Annotated in this window: 19 protein-coding genes; 11 read left to right on the forward strand and 8 right to left on the reverse strand. The window is 41.1% G+C overall.

Annotation, left to right across the window (positions count from 1 at the left end; translation table 11 throughout):
• Positions 1–6: 6 nt before the first annotated feature.
• Together ACXZ1K_RS10515 and ACXZ1K_RS10520 are read right to left on the reverse strand one after the other, a co-directional pair.
• Entirely contained in the window at positions 7–810 is an 804-nt protein-coding gene (locus tag ACXZ1K_RS10515) for a nitrilase family protein (protein ID WP_458969619.1), read from the reverse strand.
• 25 nt (positions 811–835) lie between these two features.
• On the reverse strand, positions 836–1,981 hold the full coding sequence (locus ACXZ1K_RS10520; protein ID WP_458969620.1) for a methionine aminotransferase: 1,146 nt from the start codon (positions 1,979–1,981) through the stop codon (positions 836–838).
• Between the two features lie 67 nt (positions 1,982–2,048).
• On the opposite strand from ACXZ1K_RS10520, the gene ACXZ1K_RS10525 reads away from it, so the two are divergent.
• The 5 genes from ACXZ1K_RS10525 (at position 2,049) to ACXZ1K_RS10545 (ending at position 5,325) form a co-directional block, all read left to right on the forward strand.
• Positions 2,049–2,819 (forward strand): queuosine precursor transporter, encoded by a 771-nt coding sequence (locus ACXZ1K_RS10525; protein ID WP_458969621.1) that lies wholly within the window; start codon positions 2,049–2,051, stop codon positions 2,817–2,819.
• Positions 2,820–2,881: 62 nt separating this feature from the next.
• On the forward strand, positions 2,882–3,061 hold the full coding sequence (locus ACXZ1K_RS10530) for a histone H1 (protein WP_458969622.1): 180 nt from the start codon (positions 2,882–2,884) through the stop codon (positions 3,059–3,061).
• Positions 3,062–3,113: 52 nt separating this feature from the next.
• Positions 3,114–4,106, forward strand: a complete 993-nt coding sequence (gene mgrA, locus ACXZ1K_RS10535) for an L-glyceraldehyde 3-phosphate reductase (protein WP_458969623.1) — start codon at positions 3,114–3,116, stop codon at positions 4,104–4,106.
• Positions 4,107–4,110: 4 nt separating this feature from the next.
• Entirely contained in the window at positions 4,111–4,764 is a 654-nt protein-coding gene (locus ACXZ1K_RS10540; RefSeq protein WP_458969624.1) for a YceH family protein, read from the forward strand.
• A gap of 306 nt (positions 4,765–5,070) precedes the next feature.
• Positions 5,071–5,325 carry a hypothetical protein gene (locus tag ACXZ1K_RS10545; protein WP_458969625.1) on the forward strand — a complete coding sequence of 85 codons (255 nt, stop codon included), beginning with the start codon at positions 5,071–5,073 and terminating at the stop codon, positions 5,323–5,325.
• Here ACXZ1K_RS10545 and ACXZ1K_RS10550 read toward each other — a convergent pair.
• Positions 5,315–5,707 carry a hypothetical protein gene (locus ACXZ1K_RS10550; RefSeq protein ID WP_458969626.1) on the reverse strand — a complete coding sequence of 131 codons (393 nt, stop codon included), beginning with the start codon at positions 5,705–5,707 and terminating at the stop codon, positions 5,315–5,317. The genes ACXZ1K_RS10545 and ACXZ1K_RS10550 overlap by 11 nt on opposite strands.
• Before the next feature lie 118 nt (positions 5,708–5,825).
• Here ACXZ1K_RS10550 and ACXZ1K_RS10555 point away from each other — a divergent pair, with 118 nt between their 5' ends.
• Positions 5,826–6,284, forward strand: coding sequence for a low affinity iron permease family protein (locus tag ACXZ1K_RS10555; protein ID WP_458969627.1), 459 nt, complete (start codon positions 5,826–5,828; stop codon positions 6,282–6,284).
• A 1-nt stretch (position 6,285) separates the two neighbouring features.
• Here the strand turns inward: ACXZ1K_RS10555 and ACXZ1K_RS10560 are convergent, their stop codons facing one another.
• Entirely contained in the window at positions 6,286–6,615 is a 330-nt protein-coding gene (locus ACXZ1K_RS10560; protein ID WP_458969628.1) for a helix-turn-helix domain-containing protein, read from the reverse strand.
• Between the two features lie 377 nt (positions 6,616–6,992).
• Here ACXZ1K_RS10560 and ACXZ1K_RS10565 point away from each other — a divergent pair, with 377 nt between their 5' ends.
• The 4 genes from ACXZ1K_RS10565 (at position 6,993) to ACXZ1K_RS10580 (ending at position 10,594) form a co-directional block, all read left to right on the forward strand.
• A complete protein-coding gene (locus ACXZ1K_RS10565; RefSeq protein WP_458969629.1) occupies positions 6,993–7,229 on the forward strand; it encodes a hypothetical protein in 237 nt (78 codons plus the stop codon).
• 68 nt (positions 7,230–7,297) lie between these two features.
• Positions 7,298–7,660: an AAA family ATPase gene (locus ACXZ1K_RS10570; RefSeq protein WP_458969630.1), complete on the forward strand. Its 363-nt coding sequence runs from the start codon at positions 7,298–7,300 to the stop codon at positions 7,658–7,660.
• Positions 7,661–7,679: 19 nt separating this feature from the next.
• Positions 7,680–9,389, forward strand: coding sequence for a phosphate acetyltransferase (pta, locus tag ACXZ1K_RS10575; protein ID WP_458969631.1), 1,710 nt, complete (start codon positions 7,680–7,682; stop codon positions 9,387–9,389).
• An 8-nt stretch (positions 9,390–9,397) separates the two neighbouring features.
• Positions 9,398–10,594 (forward strand): acetate/propionate family kinase, encoded by a 1,197-nt coding sequence (locus ACXZ1K_RS10580; protein WP_458969632.1) that lies wholly within the window; start codon positions 9,398–9,400, stop codon positions 10,592–10,594.
• Here ACXZ1K_RS10580 and ACXZ1K_RS10585 read toward each other — a convergent pair.
• From ACXZ1K_RS10585 to ACXZ1K_RS10600, 4 genes are all read right to left on the reverse strand, one after another.
• Positions 10,591–11,844, reverse strand: a complete 1,254-nt coding sequence (locus ACXZ1K_RS10585) for a hypothetical protein (RefSeq protein ID WP_458969633.1) — start codon at positions 11,842–11,844, stop codon at positions 10,591–10,593. The two genes, ACXZ1K_RS10580 and ACXZ1K_RS10585, sit on opposite strands and share 4 nt — an antisense overlap.
• A gap of 139 nt (positions 11,845–11,983) precedes the next feature.
• Positions 11,984–13,279, reverse strand: a complete 1,296-nt coding sequence (locus ACXZ1K_RS10590; RefSeq protein ID WP_458969634.1) for an esterase-like activity of phytase family protein — start codon at positions 13,277–13,279, stop codon at positions 11,984–11,986.
• Between the two features lie 63 nt (positions 13,280–13,342).
• Positions 13,343–14,212, reverse strand: a complete 870-nt coding sequence (locus tag ACXZ1K_RS10595; RefSeq protein ID WP_458969635.1) for an AraC family transcriptional regulator — start codon at positions 14,210–14,212, stop codon at positions 13,343–13,345.
• 48 nt (positions 14,213–14,260) lie between these two features.
• The gene (locus ACXZ1K_RS10600; protein WP_458969636.1) at positions 14,261–15,277 is read right to left on the reverse strand and encodes a zinc-binding alcohol dehydrogenase family protein; all 1,017 of its coding nucleotides are present in this window, start codon (positions 15,275–15,277) and stop codon (positions 14,261–14,263) included.
• Positions 15,278–15,473: 196 nt separating this feature from the next.
• On the opposite strand from ACXZ1K_RS10600, the gene ACXZ1K_RS10605 reads away from it, so the two are divergent.
• The gene (locus ACXZ1K_RS10605) at positions 15,474–17,129 is read left to right on the forward strand and encodes an alpha-L-fucosidase (RefSeq protein ID WP_458969637.1); all 1,656 of its coding nucleotides are present in this window, start codon (positions 15,474–15,476) and stop codon (positions 17,127–17,129) included.

The following is a 17,129-nucleotide window of genomic DNA, read 5'->3' on the forward strand; positions in this document are numbered from 1 at the left end:
CAAAGATTATAAAATTTCAAATTTATCAGCATCCCTTAAAAAAGGGAAGCTTCTGCGTGTTTTAACCAATTCCTCATAATTGATACTAAACGTATACAAATCCTCATCTTCTGGTTTGTAGTAAACCGTTTTACCCATTGGATCTATACATTGTGAATGGCCGCTGTGGTAAACTTCCTTTCCGTCATGTCCAACCCTGTTTACACCGATAACATAGCTTTGGTTTTCTATAGCCCTTGCGGGTATCAGCGCATTCCAATGAATTGATCTTTTGTCTGGCCAGCTTGCTATGAGTAGGAGTATATCGTATTCCTCGTCCTTGTTTCGCAACCATACCGGGAACCTCAGGTCATAACAAATTGCCAACCTAATCTTCCAACCCTTCAGTTGGACGATAACTTTTTCCAGGCCTGGAGTATAGTTCTTGTCCTCATCGCCCAGGCCAAATAAATGCCTCTTGTTGTAAAAGCTGTATGTGCCATCAGGCAGCATCCATATCAGTCTGTTAAAATAGTTGCCGTCTTCTTTTATGATGATACTTCCGGCAACAACACACTCGTATTTGCGGGCAATTTCACTCATCCACTTCATGGTTTTTCCGTCAGTTTCTTCTGCCAGTGCTTCAGCATTCATGCTAAACCCTGTAGAAAACATTTCGGGAAGAATGATCAGGTCGGTTTTTTCTTTGATGCCCATTGATAATCTTAAAGCCAGGTTTTGAAGATTTTTGTCAATGTTCTCCCAAAATAGGTAAGCCTGGAAAATGGTTATTTTCAGGTTTGGAATATTCAGGTAATGCGGCTGTTCCATATATACATTTGAGGGGGGGTGAAAATTATAACTTCATAAGCCTTTTAACAGCTTCAGTTAAGGTGCTTTCTTTTTTTGCAAAGCAAAAGCGCAGCACTTTATAATCTGTATTTCTAATATAAAAGGCGGAAACAGGTATACTTGCCACACCATAATCCTCTACCAGTCTTATAGCCATTTCCTTGTCATTCGTGTCTGCAATGTCTTCATATGTAACACATTGGAAATACGAACCATTACAAGGTAATAATTTAAATTTAGTTTCTAAAAGCATCTCCCTGAAGATGTCCCTTTTCTGCTGAAAAAAGGAAGGAAGACCCTCGTACCTGGAAGGTTTGGACAGATAGTTGGCAATACCAAGTTGCATAGGTGTATTAACGCTAAAAACATTGAATTGGTGCACCTTCCTAAATTCTTTCATCAAATAATCCGGCGCCATGCAGTAACCCAGTTTCCAGCCAGTGGTATGCAGCAATTTGCCAAATGAGGCCACAATGAAGCTTCGCTCTTTTAATTCCGGGTAGCTCGCCATACTTAAATGCTTTTGCCCATCGTATACAATATGTTCATACACTTCATCACTGAGGATAAGCACGTCAGTATCTTTTACCAGCTTAATGAGCGATTTGATGTCATGCTCAGTCAGCATCCTTCCAGTTGGATTCTGCGGACTGTTTAAAATGATCATTTTAGTTTGGGCAGAAAATAGTTTTTTTACCAGCTCCCAATCGATATCGTAATTAGGCGGTGCCAGTTCGTAAGACTTTACCAGGCCACCCAAAAGCTTTATAGCAGGTGCATAGCTGTCGTAAGCGGGTTCGAATATGATCACCTCGTCGCCAGCGTGGATCACGGCTGCTAATGCAGTAAATATTGCCTGCGTGCCTCCGGCGGTAACCGTTATTTCATCTTCCGGATGATAAGTGGCAGCGTAAAGACTTTCCGTTTTATTGGCAATTACTTCACGCAAGGCAACATCACCACCCATGGGTGCGTATTGATTAGCGCCTGATTTCATAGCTGCTGTTACTAGCTCTACAAGTTCAGGATCACAGTCAAAGTCTGGGAAACCTTGAGAAAGGTTGATTGCGTTATGTGTAGCGGCCAGTTTAGACATCACCGTAAAAATAGTTGTGGCTACTCCTGGAAGTTTCGATTGAATTGGTACCATGTGGGGTGCAAAATAGAAATAATATTTCTCCCCTTATATCAGAATAATTTAATAATTTCAACCTGATATGAGTTTCAAAACAAAAGAAAGCAGATTGCTGCTAATACTAGGGTCGTTTTTTGTTGCCAATGCCATACTTTCTGAATTTATAGGTGTTAAAATATTTTCCGTTGAGGGTACTTTGGGCATTAAGCATTTCGATATTAATTTGCTTGGTGTTCCTAATCTTTCATTTAATATGTCGGCCGGAGTACTCACCTGGCCAATAATTTTCATCATGACTGATATTATTAACGAGTACTATGGTGTAAAACAGGTGCGTTTTTTATCGATACTCACAGCAGTGCTGATCTCTTATGCTTTTGTTATAGTGGGCGCAGCTATGCATTTGACAGCTTCAGATTTCTGGATCACGCAGACCATCAATGGTAAAACACTGGATATGAACAATGCCTTTGCAGGAATTTTTGGTCAGGGTATGTGGATTATAGTCGGGTCAATCATCGCGTTTCTTGTCGGGCAAATCGCAGATGTGCTCATCTTTCATAGAATTAAAAAGATTACTGGTGAAACGGCGCTTTGGCTCCGTTCTACTGGTTCTACATTGGTATCGCAGTTGATAGATAGTTTCGTTGTCATCTTCATCGCGTTTTACTTAAATCCACAATATCACTGGAGCTGGCAAATGGTAGCCGCGATAGGGCTGGTTAATTACACCTATAAGTTTATAGTGGCCATCATCATGACGCCAATTCTTTATCTGGTTCATTCCTTTATTGATGGCTATCTGGGCAAAGACCTGGCTCAGCGAATGATTACAATGGCTGGCCGCCGTTAGACATTAATCTTGGAACTTCGTCTGCAAATGATATATTTGGCCCACAAATAAAAATATCATACATGGAAAAGTTTTCAAAAGTTAAAGAATTGTTAGCGGCTGTTGAAGCAGATGCAGAGAAATTCTACAATGCAGGCAACAGTGCTGCAGGAACAAGAGTACGCAAAGCGATGCAAGATTTAAAGGTATTGGCACAGGATATCCGTGCTGAAGTAACCGAAAAAAAGAACAGCGCTAAATAGTATATCGTTAATAACAGCGGTGGTGACAACCACCGCTGACTATTTACATCATATGTCATATACACCTCATCCAGAACGTTATCAGAAGATGCAGTACAGGCGCTGTGGAAAAAGCGGCGTAATGCTGCCAGCAATTTCTCTTGGTCTTTGGCACAACTTCGGTCATGTAGATCAACTGGAAAATAGCAGCAGTATTTTAAAACTTGCGTTTGATAATGGAATCACACATTTTGATCTGGCAAATAACTATGGTCCGCCTCCCGGATCTGCAGAAGAAAATTTTGGAAAGCTGCTAAAGCGCGATTTTAGCAGATACCGTGATGAGCTGATCATCTCGACCAAGGCAGGATATACGATGTGGGACGGTCCTTATGGAGATTGGGGCTCGAAGAAATATTTGGTTTCCAGCTTAGATCAAAGCTTAATGCGAATGGATTTGCAGTATGTTGACATATTTTATCACCATAGACCCGATGCTCAAACACCTCTTGAGGAAACAATGACTGCGCTGGACCTAATTGTTCGTCAGGGTAAAGCACTTTACGTCGGCATTTCAAATTACAGGCCCGAAGAAGCCGCCAAGGCTATTGCCATCTTGAAAGACCTTGGTACTCCCTGTTTGATTCATCAACCAAAATATTCAATGTACGAACGTTGGGTTGAAGATGGACTCTTAGCATTGCTTCAAACAGAAGGAGTAGGGTGTATACCATTTTCGCCGCTCGCACAAGGGCTGTTAACTGATAAGTACTTAACAGGCGTGCCAGAGGGTTCGCGTGCGGCAAAGGAACATGGTGCGCTCCAAAAGGAACAGATTACGCCAGCCAGGGTTGCACAGCTTACTCAGCTTAATGAGGTTGCTCAAAACAGGGGACAAAAGCTTGCACATATGGCTTTGTCTTGGATACTTAAGGATGACAGGATCACCTCTGTTTTGGTAGGAGCCAGCAAACCAGAACAATTGGCAGATTCTCTTAAATGTCTTGACAATACAAATTTCAGTAAATCAGAACTTGAAAAAATAGAGGCGATCCTCGCTAGTTAAACCAATGGAAGATCAGAAGCAATTGCCGATTTTAAGTGCCGAAGAGGTGCGCGTACTTGGGGTTTTAATGGAAAAATCTAAAACTACTCCAGAGTACTATCCCATGACTATTAATGCCATCACAGTTGGATGTAATCAAAAAACATCACGCAAACCTGTGGTTCAGTATGATGACCATGTTGTGGTTTTAGCTCTGGATACATTAAAAAAGAAGGGGTTGGTATCCACCGCTACCGGCGGTTCAAGTAGGGCAACCAAATATAAGCACAACTTTGCAATCGTTTTTCCAGTCCTGCCACAAGACGTAGCCATTCTTTGTTTGCTCTTGTTAAGAGGTCCTCAAACGCCTGGAGAGCTAAACACCAATTCTGGTAGATTATATGAGTTTGAATCATTAGATGATGTGCAGTCCGTTCTGGAGCGCTTGTCGCTACCAGAAATGCCATACATTGTGCAAGTTCCAAAGCGTCCCGGTCAGAAGGAAATCCGGTATGTCCATCTTTTAAGTGGTGTGCCCGACTTCTCACAAATGGAGGTCGAAGATGAAGCTCCAGCGAAAGGATCTGCTGAACTTGAAGCCAGGTTAAGTAAAGTTGAACAAGAGCTTTCAGATCTGAAAACTGAATTTGAAAAGCTAATTAAAGAATTAATGGGTTAGTTTTTTGCAGAGACTTTTCCAGAATCAGACTTCACTGTGTCTGGAACTGATTGTTGAGCAGTTTTGTGTTCCGGAGCCCTAAGTTTTATTTTGGGTTCAGTACACGAACCAAGCATTAACAAAACCAACATAGAGAGTAAGGATATTTTCATACGGTTTGACTAATTGAATTATTTAGTCAAAAATATGAACATAAATATTAAGGTAGTGTTATTCCTACATATTTGACAAAACTGTGGCGAATCATGGCCGTCAAAAACATTCTTTGAGCGTTCTTGTTAAGCATATATACCAAAATGTTTAACAATGGAAAATACATCAACCCCAGTTCCAGGTTCTAAAGACTATAATGTGGAGAAACCTGAAGAACTCAATATTCCTCAATTCAACAGCAGTACAGAGAAAAGAAAAGGAGAAGAATTGCCTGCTGTGGAAAATATGAATGACCAGGCCGAAAAGGTTGATCCGGAAGATTCAAATAGGGTTAACATGCCACATGCCGACCTCGGTAATAATCCGTCAGATGACGAAAAGGATAAAGAGCGAATTATCAGGAGGTAAAATCTCCATGCTTAATTTTCTCTTCCTCTTTCTGAGCGATGAGTTTCCCTTTTTTAAGATCAATTCTAATGAGGTTATATATGCTCATGTAAACGTTTGCGATCCAGACGATTGAAAACTCTGCAATGATGTAACCTCGCCAGTTGGGATAAAGCAGGGTGTAATTGGTTAAAATTAACACAGCCAAGGTAACGTAGTGGCTAAAGCAGTATTCGCAAGTAAATACATAAAACAGCTTTCGTTGGAAGAATGACCTGCAGGCTTTTGATCTTTCAACACAGAATTCTCTGGGTTCTCTAAAAATTTCCTCTTTTGTAACAGTCCATGCAATGCAAGCAACGGGTAGGGCTAGAATAAAGATCCAGTAGATGGGAGTTTCCATTAATTTTTTTGAAGATGTTCTACTAAAGAACAAAGAGCGTTAAACTTTGTTCTGTGATTTTGTTCTTGCCCTCATTAAAGTTATTATTTGCATCTTGTTATCCTTAATTTACAAGGAAATGAAAAAGAGCAAACACAGCATTTTTGAACAGGTATCCAACAGGATCACCAATTGGACAGGAAGTCCTATGGCGTTCGGCACCGCTGCCGCTATCGTACTTTTATGGATACTAACCGGGCCAATTTTTAAATATTCAGACACCTGGCAGCTGGTGATCAACACAGGAACAACCATCATTACTTTTTTAATGGTCTTCCTTATTCAAAAGTCTCAGAACAAGGATTCAAAAGCCATACAATTGAAACTAAATGAACTAATTGCTGCAAGTAGACACGCCAGCAATCGAATGGTTGATATTGAAGACCTGACGGAAGCTGAGTTAGATGTACTGCATAAGTATTATCAAAAACTCTCAGATGTTGCTGAGGCGGATATTGATATTCACAAATCGCATTCTATTGATGCTGCCGTGATCAGGCACAAAGCTAAAATGGCCAGGAAGGATGAAGAAATTTAAGCTAACGCTTTCTTACTTCCTCATAAAGTTCAATAAGTAATCCTTGTAATTTTAGGATTTCCTCTTCTCGCTTATTCAATCTTTCGGTTAGCTCCCTAATCTCCTGAATACGTTCCGCTTGAAGGTGATCGCCATCATGAGAAAGCAGGGTTGACAATGGCACTTCGAACAGTGTTGCAATTTGTTCTAATCGTGAAAAATTTACATCGGTGATACCCGTTTCGATTTTTGAAAAGGCAGGGGTAGAAATGTTAAGTTGCTTAGCTACATCACTTTGGTTCCAATTTTTTCGCTGTCTTAACTGCTTTATATTCTTGCCAATGTGTTCCATCGTTATATATTTTTAGTTGTCGGTATAGTTAAATTATGAAGAAATTAAATTATTTACGAAATAAAAACAGGTCCGGATTTCCAACGCGGTCGCTTTTTTGACAAACTAATTAACACAATACCATAAATCTTTCATTGAAGTTAAGGAATGTGCTGTAAATCAGGTCTCGTAATATTATAGCTAAGCTTATAATGCTTAATTTTTAGACAGAAAGTTTTACCGACCGATTCTCTCTGTTCACCGATGTTTTCATCCAGATAAGCCTCAATAATCTTTTTCCAAGTGCACTTATCACTGATCTTTGATGTAACATTTTTTTATCGCATAGTCTAAAGCATGTAGCTTTCAATTATGCTGATCATTTAAATCATAAAGCAATGAATATCATGATTTTTAAAACTTCGGTACGGGACAAAAATGAATTGACATATGTGCGCCCTTTAATGAATATCCTTTTTGGAGAAAAAAACTGGACATTTGCCTTTGAAGATGAAGACAAAATCCTTAGGGTTGTTAGCTCCATTCCCTGCGGACCTGTTATTGAAGAAATCTTCAGAACACGCGGTTTTATGTGTGAAGAATTGCATTATTCGCTAAGCGAGTTCAATGTGTAATCTGTTTAATTAAATTTTTCCAACTATATTGGAAGCAATTCGTTATTGTTGTAAACAATTGCTCCTTTATGACTAAAAATATCTTCATAGCATCTGCAGAGCCGTATACCGGTAAATCGGTTATCGCTTTCGGAATGATCAATATGCTTCTTGCCAAAACCCAAAAGGTAGGATATTTTAAACCCATTATTGCACAGGAAGACCCGTCAAAAAAAGATGAGCATGTTGAGGCCATGCTGGATTTTTTCTCTCTGCCAATCAGCTATGAGGACGCTTTCGCATTTACCAGGCAACAGATGTTGCATCAATCGGACAATGAAAATACCAGCGACCTCTTAAACACCATTATCAGCAAATACAAAAAACTGGAAGATAATTACGATTTCACGGTAATTGAAGGAAGTGATTTTTTGGGAGAAGATCGCCTTTGAATTCGAATCTAATGCATTGATGGCCAAAAATCTTGGCGCACCTGTTTTGATCGTTGTTTCCGGTAAAAATAAAACCGCTAGTCAGTTGTTCAAAACGGCCATTAATATTTATCGCAATTTCCTAATGCGAGATGTTCAGGTGCTCGGGGTAATCGCGAACATGGTTAATTCAGAAGAAGCGGAGCGGATTAAACAGGCCCTGAGCAATCAATTGCCAAAGGAATTGCTCATCGCAGTTATTCCAATTGAAAGTGGACTGCAAAGTCCAACAATGAAAGAAATTACTGCCGCTTTAGGAGCTGAGGTACTATTTGGTGGAGATTTGATGGACAATCAGGTAGATAACTTTGTTACCGGTGCCATGATGTTGCCCAATTTTTTAAGGCACATTAAAGATAACCTGCTGATTGTTACACCTGGGGACAGGGGCGATATTATAGTTGGTTCTTTACAAGCTAATCTTTCTGCCAATTACCCTAAGATAGCCGGAATTGTTCTAACCGCAGGTAGCTTGCCAGACGAGCCTGTGATTAGGCTGATTGAGGGACTTCAAACCATTATCCCCATCATTTCGGTTCAGAAGGGTACTTTCGAAACCACAACAACCATAGGTAGTATCCACTCTAAAATCACTATAGACAATAGAAAGAAAATTGAGTTAGCAATAGATATATTTGAAAAATACGTTGATCTTAAGGCGCTTGATGATAAGATCATCACTTTCAATTACGAAGGTATCACTCCACACATGTTCCAGTACCAACTGGTTAAATGGGCTAAAAGTCAGAAAAAACACATTGTGCTTCCTGAAGGAAATGACGAGCGGATATTAAAGGCAGTGGAAAAGCTAATCGCACAGGATATTGTTGACATCACCTTATTGGGAGATCCTGCTGAAATTAGTGCATCGATCAAACGCCTTGGACTCAATTTAGACCTTAACAGTATCCATATTCATAACCCTGCCGTATCAGAAAACTATAATGATTATGTAGAAACCCTTTACGAATTGCGTAAAAACAAAAACGTAAACATGGAGATGGCTACAGATATGATGACAGACGTATCTTATTACGGCACTATGATGGTTTACAAGGGCCATGCAGATGGTATGGTTTCAGGTGCGGTACACACCACCCAACACACCATAAGACCGGCATTGCAGTTTGTAAAAACCAAACCAGGCGTATCTGTTGTTTCCTCCATATTCTTCATGTGCCTGCCGGAGCGTGTGGCTATATTTGGAGATTGTGCAGTAAACCCAAACCCAACTGCGCAGCAATTGGCAGAGATTGCCATATCCTCTGCAGAAAGCAGCGCCAAGTTTGGTATTGAGCCACGTATTGCAATGCTCTCGTACTCTTCCGGTACTTCTGGTGAAGGAGAGGACGTAGAACGTGTTAGGGAAGCTACTGCTATCGTTAAAGCCAGGAATCCAGCATTAAAAATCGAAGGCCCGATACAATATGACGCAGCGGTTGACCCTTTGGTTGGTCAGCAAAAGCTTCCGGGATCAGAGGTTGCGGGTCGCGCAAGTGTACTGATTTTCCCCGACCTAAATACAGGAAACAACACCTATAAAGCAGTACAGAGAGAAACAGGAGCGTTGGCCATCGGGCCGATGTTACAAGGATTAAATAAACCTATTAACGACTTAAGCCGGGGTTGTACGGTAGACGATATTTTTAATACCGTTGTCATTACCGCCATTCAAGCTCAGGAAGTTTAATTTCAATTATGAACATATTAGTTATCAACTCGGGCAGTAGTTCTCTAAAATACCAACTTTTTAAAATGCCCGTTAAAGAGCCAGTTTGCATGGGACTGGTAGAACGCATCGGTATAGCAGGTTCATTTGTTAAACACAGTGTCTTTGTTGGCTCAGAAAAACATACACAAGAAAAGGAAGATTTTATCGCTGATCATGGCGAGGGATTGAAGCATGTGCTCACTTTGCTTACAACCGGAGCGTATGCTGTAATTGGAAGTCCGGATGAGGTAGTGGCTGTTGGGCATAGAGTAGTTCATGGTGGCGAGCACTTTTCAGGGCCTACCATCATCACTGAAGAAGTTAAAGCGCAGATTAAAAAGCTTTTTTCTTTGGCACCATTACATAACCCCGTTAACTACAAATGCATCGAGTTTGCAGAACAGACCTTCGTAAAGGCAACGCAGATAGCCGTATTCGACACCGCTTTCCATCAAACCATACCAGAGCATGCCTATCGCTATGCCATTCCACAAAAATATTATAAAGAAGATGGCATCCGTGTCTATGGGTTTCATGGAACCAGTCACAAATACGTAAGTGCGCAGGCGGCCGACTATCTCGGTAATTCCAATTCCAAACTGATCAGCGTTCATTTGGGTAATGGTTGCAGTACCACCGCCATCAGGGATGGAAAGTCAATTGATACCAGTATGGGTTTTGGGCCCTTAAGTGGCTTGATGATGGGTACCCGGTCTGGTGATATAGACCCTTCGGTAATCTTTCACCTGATGGAGCATTCAGGATATAGCCTTGAGCAATTGAGCAGGCTAATGAACAAACAATCTGGTCTGCTTGGTGTAGGGGGCTCAAGTGACATGCGCGACATCCGGAAGCTGGTTAGCGAAGGTGATGCGACAGCTAAACTGGCATTGCAGCTTTACGCCTACAGAATTAAGAAATTTATAGGTGCTTACGCTGCGGTATTAAATGGCATTGATGCGGTTATATTTACTGCTGGGGTAGGAGAGAACGATGCTGCAATGCGGGCTAATGTCTGCGAAGACCTTAATTATTTGGGTATTCATTTAGATGCCGCAAAGAATAATGATTACAAGGGTGTTATGAAAGATATAAGTGCGGAAGGTGCTGCTGTAAAAATTTTAGTGATCCCAACCAATGAGGAATATGAAATTGCAGATCAGTGTTATCAATTGAAACATTAAGTTTGTTTGGTCATATTTCTAAAATAAGGAGCGTCAGCAAGATAACGTTCAATAGATTCTGAATCTTTGTCATTTACATCAATTTGAGAATACGCCTTCAGGTGACCTAGTTTTAACAGCGACCCACAACCAGCCTCTGTAAACAGTTTGCTGAGTGCTTCATTCTCGTAGATTCGATAAGCATTAAAGGCAGGCAGGTTGTCAATTTCCAGGTATTTCTTGTCCGTTTTTTCTACAGCAAGCAGCTTTTTTAGCTTATCACCTTCCGGAGTTCTATCATTGGTAAGGAACAGAAATGTATGAATTACCAGTTGATTGCCATGTAGTTTTACCAAAAAGTAACCTGCCTTCTCATCGGATATGCGGTACTCTACCAAGCTTTGGCCGTTTTTAAAAACATGGATGATCTTATCTTCGGCAAAAGTAAGAAACAGAATTTCATGCATTACTCCGGGGGTAATATTGATCCGTTCCTTAAGTCGCATCAATGCATGTTTTTGAACGAAGATATCCAATGGGATATCCAGGCTGCCTACCTTAAACCCAAGCTGCGAGGGTTTAACTTTTAACATGTGCCATTTCATGTATGGGTTAACCCAGCCCAGTTGTATTGCGCTATGCTTTTCGCCGTTGATCAGCAAAGTGACAGTTTCAGGTTTAAAGGCACGAACAAATAAATCATTTTTGGGTTCATAGTCTACAAAAACTGCTGAATGTGTAGTGTCAACTTTGATGATTTCCGTATTCAGGTCGCTCAGATATCTTGTTGCATCCAGCAAGATATCTTCAAATCTCAGTTGAATATCCTCGTAGTGTTTTGTTTTGGGTAGGTATTGTTTAAAATGTGGGAGAACTTTTATGGCTTCAGGAATGTCCGGATCGAGGTTATCTATCGTATAAATTAGCGTTAAACCTTCTGATGGATACCAACTTAAGGGATATTTATTCCCGTTGTCCAGTGCCACGAACTCATCTTGCATAAAATAGTTCAGGAGGCTGTTAAATTGAACTACCTTCTCTTTCGCGATTGGATAATCAGGAGAGGCTTTACCTTTTAGAACTGCGTAGCGGAGCTGAAATAGCTTTTCTCCAATAAATGCAGGAGGGAATATTTTTGTAGCGCTTTTGCCCCCGTAGTGCTCCAGCAATTCAGTGATCCGTCCAATAAACCGTTGTTTAAGTGCTTTATGTTGTTTTTCTATCTCGAGAGCAGCTTTAGCCGCGGCTTCTTTTTTCTTTTTCGAGGCCATACCAATTAAGTTGATTAGGCAAACTTATGTATATCCAGATAAAGTGTGGTAATAATTCGACAAAACAACGGCGGCGGCCCCTTTTGGATGCCGCCGCTAATTGATTTCTATATTGGAGAGCGTACGTGGCTTTTGCTATTTATAACTTCAATTTAAAGAAATACAATCTATTGTGGTCCACTGTTCCGGTCAATGGAAGATTTTTTACCATAAAGCCGCTGGCTCCGTTATCAACCACGCCAAAGTCGTCGTCATTTGAGATCACCAGGATATTGCCTGGTAAAATCGCCAAACCTTCAGCTTTATCATGTGGGTATACTGATGGAAGGTCCTTAAGTAGATCCACTGCTAATGTTTTTGTTACCGGGGTAATACCAGCTGCCAGCAGACCTGCTGCATTGTTCAGCTCTTCGACTGTTTTTCCGCCATATAGTTTTCCAGTTGCGCCGTTAGCCGCATCAGAAATATCAGTAGCCGCACTTAGATCAATTTTGAATACTTTTTTAAAGGTAGCAGGAGCAGTGGTATTGCTAGCGAACAGGCCATCGCGCTCAATGGTCAGGAACGTTGTACTGTTTACACAAACGATATCGCTAACGCCGGTAAGGCTGATGTTATCCATCAAGTAGGCATATTGTTTGGTTGCACCGGTTGCGATATCGAAAGTCAATATGCGTAGCACTACAGAATTCGCCGTTGCTGCTTTTGTAGGATTGTACATTGGCGATTGCATCATCCCTACCAGGGTTTTTCCATCTGGAGTAATGGCCAAACCTTCCATACCTCTATTAGCCCTGCGGTTGGCAAAAACAGCGGGTAATTTACGTCCACCGGTTCCAGTTCCAAAAGGATTGATTCGCTCTATGGTTTTTCCATTGGCATCAAAATGGGCAATATGCGGACCATATTCGTCACTAATCCAAAAAGTTCCGTCTGACGCTAATACCAAGCCTTCAGAATCAATTCCATCAGCACTTGGCGTTAGCACTGCTCCGTTTAAGTCGTAGGCGGTCTCACCTGAGGCACCCATGCCAGCAGGATTTGGAAGACCGTTTAGTTTTCCGCCTGCAGCGTTTTTAAGCTCTATAGTTTGTTCCAAGTATAACTTTCCATCTTTCAATCTGAACTTTCCAATTTGAGGATCAAAATCAGGCTTACCAATGATGATGGAGTTTGCAGCCTGACCAGCTACGTTTGAACCACGATCTGTAAGCATGTAAAATACACCCGGGTTTTTTGGGTCTGCAGCAACTGCCGATCCGAAGCCTCCGTTGTATACTTTAACACCTGTTGAGGTTGTAAATAGGATAGCCGGGTCTACAGTTTCAGCCATATCAGGATAAGTAATTTCAACAGGTATATCTGTGTCTTTCTTTTTGCATGCGGTTATTGCAACGGCAGCGGTTACCAGTAACGTTAGTAGTCGTTTTTTCATAAAATTCTATTTCATGCAAAGCAACCACTGTGGTGTGAAGCCAATGTTAACAAGGGAATAAGATTACCTCATCAAATGTACGTTCATGTAATCTTTGGGTGTAGTTCCGGTAAGCGACTTAAATTGTTTGTGAAAACAGGAAAAATTGTTGAAGCCTGATTCAAAGCAGATTTGCTTGATGTCCATCTGGTTTTCAATGATCAGCTTTCTGGCATAGCCTATGCGTACGTCTATCAGGAATTGAGAAAAGGTTTTTCCCGTTTTCTTTTTGAAATACCTGCAAAATGAATTGGGTACCAGGTCTGCCACTTCAGCAACTTGTTCTAAAAGTATTTTACTTCTAAAGTTGTTGAGTACAAAATTGTAGATGTTATTTAAACGCTTTTTCTCTGAGGCACTTAGATCGTATTTAAAGCCAATAGAGGAAAGTGAAGACAGCTGTTTAAGACCAGAGATTTTTAAGAGGCAGTTTAAAAGTGCCAGTATTTTCTCCAGTCCGTTCGCCAGGTAAATAGCCTCCATTTTTTCGGCTATTCGTACTGCATCGTCACCGGTAATGAGTATTCCATTTTTTGCTTTTTCGAGTAAAAACTTAATAGGTGCAGCTTCTGGCAGATGAAGGAATTTTTCTCCCATAAAATTATCCATGAAATGAATTACGGTGGAATAGGGTGTGTCGGAATCAGTTTCTTCTAAAAATTTATTGTCATAACGCCAGTAGTGGGGCAATTCTTTTCCAACCAATACAATATCGCCGGCGGCAAAAGATTTGATATGATCGCCTATGAATTGGGTGCCGCTTCCCTTATGAAAGCAGATCAGTTCAATTTCCTGGTGATAGTGCCAGGTATTATTAATGTTCGGTATCGTTTCTTTTCTGATACTGAAAGAATGATCTGCCTGGTTTAAAATGGTTAGGTGTTGTGGTTTCATTAAAGAAATGCTTTCCTTATCACTAAAGTAGTTAAATTTTTGCTGCCGCTAACTAAATTCGATAACTGCTTTAACTACTTGGCTTTCTGGTTTCGTTAACGATACAAATTTATCCTTCACCTCTTCAAAGCCAATTTTGTGGGTGATGTAATGTTCAGGTTTAACTTTGCCAGTCTTTATACATTCAATCACATACTTAAAATCCTGTGGAAGGGCATTGCGGCTACTCATCAAGGTACCTTCCCGTTTATGAAATTCCGGGTGACTGATCACAAGAGGCTCTTTTTGGAGCCCGATAAGCACAAATCTTGCTCCATGTGCCATGTACTGCACCGCCCCATTGATGGCTTTCAAATTACCGGTACAGTCAATCACTACAGTGGGCATGTCCCCATTGGTAATTTCCATTAGTTTCCCTGTCACATCATCACCAAGCGCATCAATTGTATGGCTTATGTCTAATTTTTCTTGGCAAAATTCCAGTCTTTGTTGGTTTACGTCCATTGCAATTACAACTGCTCCTGCAATTTTCGCGAAATTCATCGTTGCCAATCCAATCGGGCCTGCCCCTATAACCAGTACAAACTCACCCTTTTTAATTGCGGCTCTGGAAACACCATGTGCACCTATAGCCAGTGGCTCTACCAGTACCAATTCATCTGCCGTTAAGCCATCGCCTTTAATTAAATATTGATCATGAACCAGGAAATATTCTGCCATTGCGCCGTCAACATGTACCCCTGCAACCTGCATGTTTGTACAACAATTGGTCTTTCCAGACCTGCAGGCAATGCATTTACCGCAATAAAAATAGGGGCTTATGGTCACCAGTTCGCCCTGCTCAAATCCACTGTCGGCATGAGTAGCTTCTACGGTGGCAGCTATTTCGTGCCCTAATACTCTTGGGTAGTTAAAAAAAGGCTGTGTGCCTTCGTAGGCATGATAGTCCGTACCGCACAAGCCTATGTTTTTTACTTTAAGTAGTGTGTGTTTCGGCTTAAGCTGGGGTATTTCTTTATCCTGATAAGTGAACTGGCCGGGAGTAGTACAGGTTAGTGTTTTCATAGTTTATTCCTTAATGAACGTTTTAAGGCATCGTAAAGGACTGAATATTTTAATTTACCGGAATATTAAGGTTTAACCTCTTAGTAAGGTATTTTAACGGTTGTGGAATGTTAAGATAGCTTAAGCACTGGTTAATTGCTTCTTCAATGGAATTTGCAAATGTATTTACTTTGAAAACCAGATTTAAACACACGTTATGAACAGAAGAAATCTTTTAAAAGGACTTGCCACAGTTATACCGGCAATGGCGCTTTCTAAAACCATGGCATCCACCAGTTATTTTTTGGATCCATTGGGCACACCGGCTTTTGCCAAAGTTCCATTTGATCCAACCTGGGATTCTTTAAAAAGTTATGTGGTACCGCAATGGTATAAAGATGCCAAGTTTGGTATTTGGGCACACTGGGGGCCGCAATGCCAACCAGAGCGGGGCGACTGGTATGCACGTGGAATGTACGAAGAAGGTTCTGATCAATATCAATACCATGTGGAGAAATATGGCCATCCCAGTAAGTTTGGCTTTAAAGATGTGATCAACGAATTCAAGGCCGAGAACTGGGATCCGGACTATTTGGTGGGACTTTACAAAAAGGCCGGGGCAGAATATTTCGTTGCATTGGCCAATCACCATGATAATTTTGATCTGTATGATAGCAAATTTCAGAAGGATTGGAACTCCGTAAATATGGGGCCAAAAAAGGATTTGGTTGGAGGATGGGCAAAGGCAGCAAAAAAATATAAGTTGCCATTTGGAGTGAGCGTTCATGCTGCACACGCCTGGAGCTGGATGGAAACTGCACAGCGTGCCGATAAAAAAGGGCCAATGGCAGGTGTTCCATATGATGGAAAGCTAACCGCGGCTGATGGAAAAGGGAAATGGTGGGATGGAAAAAATCCCCAGGACCTTTATGCCCAAAATCACGAATTGAGTAAGAATAGCGAAAACAACGGTACTATACACAGTCAATGGAATTGGGGTAATGGCGTTACACCTCCAAGTAAAGAATACATCGATAAGTTCTATAACCGTACCATCGATCTGATTGACAAATATGAGCCGGAACTGGTCTACTTTGATGATACTGCGCTTCCATTATGGCCTATTAGTGATGCGGGTTTACGCATTGCCGCACATTTATATAATAAAAGTATAAAAAAGAATGGTAAGAATACCGGAGTAGTAAACGGTAAAATACTTGACGAACAGCAACGTAAGTGCATGGTATGGGATATAGAGCGCGGACAAAGTAATGAAATTGAACCTTATACCTGGCAAACGGACACTTGTATAGGTGCCTGGCACTACGATCGCAGAATCTTTAATGACCATCACTATAAATCTGCGAAAACGGTAATCCATACCCTGGTAGATGTGGTGAGTAAGAATGGAAATTTATTGCTCAATGTTCCGGTTAGGGGAGATGGAACTATTGACGCTGATGAGTTAAAAGTGGTGGAGGAAATTGGCGAGTGGATGAAAGTTAACAAAGAAGCCATCTTCGCAACGCGGCCATGGAAGATTTTTGGAGAAGGACCGGCTAAGGATAGTGCAGCACCGCTGAGCGCTCAAGGTTTCAATGAAGGTAAGGGAAAGCCATTTGAAGCTCAGGACATCAGGTTTACCGTAAAAGGAAAAGTTTTGTATGCAACTGCATTGGGCTGGCCTGTCGATGGAAAAATTACCATAAAGAGTTTAGCACAGGGGAATACCTTATATACAGGAAAAGTTAAAGATGTACAGTTGCTGGGAAGCGGAAAGTTAAAGTATGCGCACGGAAACGAGGGACTGGTAATCACGCTTCCGAACGAAAAAACAAAGCTTCCTTATGCATTGGTTTTTAAAATTAGCTAA

It is taken from the genome of Pedobacter jaeyakensis (assembly GCF_054461315.1).